General features: G+C 55.1%; 1 rRNA gene. It reads right to left on the bottom strand.

Going from position 1 to position 1,598, the window contains the following annotated elements:
• Positions 1-72 precede the first annotated feature (72 nt).
• Positions 73-1,597 (bottom strand): 16S ribosomal RNA (locus D7D26_RS11895).
• Position 1,598: the final 1 nt, after the last annotated feature.

The raw sequence follows: 1,598 nt of genomic DNA, 5'->3' as shown, positions 1-1,598 counted from the left end.
GTATTTCTGTCGTGCAAACGTGCAGCTTGTTTCGTTCAGCTTGAGTTCTCGTTCGCTGATGGTGCTCCTTAGAAAGGAGGTGATCCAGCCGCACGTTCCCGTACGGCTACCTTGTTACGACTTCACCCTCCTCACCGGACACTCTTTAGGCGGATCCTTCCTTGCGGTTAGGCCTCCGGCTTGGAGAGCACCCGACTCGGATGGTGTGACGGGCGGTGTGTACAAGGCCCGGGAACGTATTCACCGCGGCTTGGCTGATCCGCGATTACTAGCGATTCCAACTTCATGCAGTCGAGTTGCAGACTGCAATCCGAACTGGGGATGGCTTTCTGGGATCTGCTTCACCTTCCGGTCTCGCTTCTCTCTGTACCATCCATTGTAGCATGTGTGTCGCCCTGGACATATGGGCCATGATGACTTGACGTCGTCCCCACCTTCCTCCATCTTGTCGATGGCAGTCTCGCCGGAGTGCTCAGCTTTACCTGGTAGCAACTGGCAATAGGGGTTGCGCTCGTTGCGGGACTTAACCCAACATCTCACGACACGAGCTGACGACAGCCATGCAGCACCTGTTCACGTTCCCTTCCTTGCGGAGGGGTCGATCCGCTTTCGCTTCTCTACCGCGTGTATGTCAAGTCCAGGTAAGGTTCTTCGGTTTGCATCGAATTAAACCACGTGCTCCACCGCTTGTGCGGGCCCCCGTCAATTCCTTTGAGTTTCAATCTTGCGACCGTACTCCCCAGGCGGTATGCTTATCGCGTTAACTTCGGCACGAAACTATCGCTAGTCTCACACCCAGCATACATCGTTTACTGCCAGGACTACCGGGGTATCTAATCCCGTTCGCTCCCCTGGCTTTCGCGCTTCAGCGTCAGTATGCAGCCAGCAAACCGCCTTCGCCACTGGTATTCTTCCTGATATCTACGCATTTCACCGCTACACCAGGAATTCTGTTTGCCTCTCTGCTTCTCAAGCTCTCCAGTTTCGTCTGCGAAAAAGGGTTAAGCCCTTCCATTTGACAGACGACTTGAAGCGCCGCCTACGCGCCCTTTACGCCCAGTAATTCCGGACAACGCTCGCTCCCTACGTATTACCGCGGCTGCTGGCACGTAGTTAGCCGGAGCTTCCTCGCAGGGTACCGTCACTTCCTTCTTCCCCTGCAACAGAGGTTTACAACCCGAAGGCTGTCTTCCCTCACGCGGCGTCGCTGGGTCAGGCTTCCGCCCATTGCCCAATATTCCCCACTGCTGCCTCCCGTAGGAGTCTGGACCGTCTCTCAGTTCCAATGTGGCCGGTCGACCTCTCAGTCCGGCTACCCGTCTTCGGTTTGGTGAGCTTTCACCTCACCAACTGCCTGATAGGACACAAGTCTCTCCAAAAGCGCATCTCTGCTTTTCACCTTCCGGCTTATGAGGTATTAGCTCCGGTTTCCCGAAGGTGTCCCTCTCTTTCGGACAAGTCCTTGTGCTTTACTCACCCGTCCGCTGCTCGAACGATTCAATTCAACATATGTCTCCTCAAATCATCCTCGCTCAACTTGCATGTGTTAAGCACGCCGCCAGCGTTCGTCCTGAGCCAGGATCAAACTCTCCGTTGAA

Source organism: Pyramidobacter sp. CG50-2, from assembly GCF_003612005.1.
In the GTDB taxonomy this organism is placed as follows: domain Bacteria; phylum Synergistota; class Synergistia; order Synergistales; family Dethiosulfovibrionaceae; genus Pyramidobacter.
This window is presented reverse-complemented; position numbering and strand designations above follow the sequence as displayed.